The organism is Kitasatospora sp. NPDC058406 (genome assembly GCF_042722765.1).
GTDB lineage: Bacteria > Actinomycetota > Actinomycetes > Streptomycetales > Streptomycetaceae > Kitasatospora.
Window position 1 is genome coordinate 1 of the sequence record NZ_JBHXKE010000403.1, and the last position, 2,664, is coordinate 2,664.

General features: G+C 76.4%; 1 protein-coding gene and 1 pseudogene. One reads left to right on the plus strand and one right to left on the minus strand.

The window, feature by feature from the left end:
- Positions 1-45: 45 nt before the first annotated feature.
- Positions 46-723: a polysaccharide deacetylase family protein gene (locus ACFWOG_RS39465; RefSeq protein ID WP_329881337.1), complete on the minus strand. Its 678-nt coding sequence runs from the start codon at positions 721-723 to the stop codon at positions 46-48.
- Positions 724-973: 250 nt separating this feature from the next.
- On the opposite strand from ACFWOG_RS39465, the pseudogene ACFWOG_RS39470 reads away from it, so the two are divergent.
- A pseudogene (locus ACFWOG_RS39470) lies at positions 974-2,664 on the plus strand (hypothetical protein); the annotation flags it as partial.

Sequence of the window (2,664 nt, forward strand, 5' to 3'; positions counted from 1 at the left end):
GTCGTGCCCGGACCACCGGCGGCCCGGCCGCCGTCCGGCGGGGGCTCAGCGGCAGTTCAGGAGGCCGAAGCTGTAACCCCGTGCCTTCAGGGTGCGCAGGATGCCGGGCAGCGCCGCGACGGTCTGGGCGCGGTTGCCGCCACCGTCGTGCAGCAGCACGACCGATCCCGGGCCGACCCCGGCGAGCACCCGCCGCTCGATCGCCGCCCGGCCCGGCAGTGCCCAGTCCTGCGGGTCGACGCTCCACAGGCTCACCGTCTTGCCCAGCCCGGCCGCCCTGGACCGGACGGTCGCGTTCACCCCGCCGTAGGGCGGGCGCAGGCAGCCCGGCGTCGAGCCGGTCTGCGCGCGGATCCGGGCGTCGGTGGCGGTCACCTGGTCCCGGAACGCGGACTTGGAGAGCGACCTGAGATCGGGGTGCGACCAGCTGTGGTTCTGGACGCTGTGCCCCTGTGACGCCACCCGCCGCGTCAACTCCGGGTAGCGGGCGACGTTCTGGCCGATCTCGAAGAAGGTCGCGCGCGCTCCGTACTGGGCCAGGACGGAGAGGACCTGCGGTGTGTACGGACCCGGTCCGTCGTCGAAGGTGAGGTAGACGACCCGGCCGGCGGCGTGCGCCGAGGTCGCGGGCAGGGCGATCACGGCCGTGGCGGCCGCGACCAGGGTGCTGAGCAGGAGACGGGCGGTACGGCCTGGCCGGCCCGCCCCGCGAGGCGAAGACATCCGTCCTCCCAACGGCTGTGCGGCGCAGGCCGTCCTTCCCGGTCGCGCCCGCATCCCGCCACGGTAGCCCCGGCGACCGCCCCGGCGACCCGCCAAAACCGGCCGGGAACGGTGCGCACGTGGCCTGCCGACGTCACCGCGTCCCACCCCCCGGCCCGGGCTCCGGAACCCAGACTCCGGAACGTTCGGCCGCGTCCGGATCGCGATGTCGGCGTGGCGTGCGTGTCCCGGGCGCGGAACACTCGGGCGCATGGGGACATCGGGGGAGCGGGACGCCGTGCGCGCCGTCGCGCGCTGGGCGGGGCATCCGGGGACACTGGGCGCCGTTCTGGTGCTGATCGTCAACGACCATGTGGGCAAACGGATCTGGCCGGACACCCTGCTCACCGGCAAGGCCAGCGACCTCGCCTGGATGCTCGCCGCGCCCCCGGTCACGGCCCTGCTCGTGACCCTGGTGCTGACCCCGCTCGCGACCCTGCTCGCGGCCCTGCTGCCGGTGCGCGCACCGCTGCGCCTGTGCGGCGACCGGCCCGCGGTGATCGGCCTGCTGGTCACGGCGGTGAGCTTCGGCTTCGCCAAGTCCGGGCCACCGGGCGGTGAGATCGCCTCCGGCATCTGGTCGTGGAGCGGGCTGCCGAGCCGGATCGAGGGGGACCCGGCCGACCTGGCCGCGCTGCCGCTGCTCGGGCTGAGCTGGTGGCTGTGGACCCGGGCGCGTGCGCCCCGGCGCCGCCGGCCGTGGTCGGCGGTGGTGGGTGTGCCGCTGGCCGTGGCCGCGATGGTGGCCACCTCGCCGACGCAGGACCGGACCCCGTTCCTCTGGGACGACCGGGGCCGGCCGGTGCTGGAGGTCGGGAGCGACCTCTGGACGACCGGCGACGGCGGCTCCACCTGGACCCTGCTGAAGGGGGAGCCCCCCGCCCGGCCCGGCGATCGGGCCCGGCGCCCGGACACCGGCTCCTGCCTGCCCGGCGACCCCCTGCACTGCTTCCGGCTGCTCGACTCCACCTCGCCGATCGAGGTCAGCACCGACGGGGGTCGCCACTGGGGGCTCGCCAACGACCCCGGCCCGTCGGTGCGGAGGAGTCTCCCACCTCCGCGGCCGTCCGTCCTGGTTCAGGCCCTGCCCGGGCTGCCCGCGGCCGCGACGCCGTGGGGGCCGCTCCCGTCGGAGTCGTCGGAGTCGCTGATGCCGGAGGTGCCGGTGCCGGTTCCGCCCACCGCGGACCCGCCGATGCCGGAACAGAGCGTCGACGTCGACCCGACCGGCGCACAGCCGCCGGTGCGGCCGACGGCCAGGGCCGACCATCCCGCCCAGATCGTGGTCGTCACCGTGCACGGTGGCTGGGCGGTGCTCGCCAACTACCCCGGGCAGACGCTGATCCGGGGCGACCAGGACAACAGGTGGGAGTTCCTGGCGTACCCGGTCCGCCCGCCCGTCGTCCACGTCGAAGGACCGCGCTCCTGGGGTCTGGGCATCCCGGTCGCGGTGACCGCCGGATGCGCGGCGGCCCTCGCGGCCCTCGCCGCCCGGCTGCTGAGCGGTACCGCGCGCGGCCGTCGCGCCCACCCGGCGCTCGGGCTGGCGATCCGTCAGGTCGTCTGCCTGTGCTGGCTCTGGCTCGCGGCCTGGCTCTGCGGCGGACGTTTCCTGTGGGCCGTCCCCGGGGTGGCGTTGGCCGCCGTGCTGGCGCTGCTCCTCCTCCCGATGCTGGCCGCGCTGTGGCGCGGGCCGCAGCCGCCCGGGCGGACCCTGCTCGCCGTGCTGGTCCTCGGCTCGGCGGTGGGCGTCGTCGCGCTGACGCCCTACCTGCGCTGGGCCGACGGGGCGATCGCCACCTGGTCCCGGGCCTCCCGCCTGGCCTTCCTCTGCGCTCTCGCCGGGACGGTCGCCGGCGCGGTCCTGGGCGCCGACGGCGACCGCGATCGCCGACGGCGCCC

Excerpts from the sequence above, each read along its gene's own strand:
- ACFWOG_RS39465 (WP_329881337.1), bottom strand. The coding sequence starts at position 723 with ATGTCTTCGCCTCGCGGGGCGGGCCGGCCAGGCCGTACCGCCCGTCTC.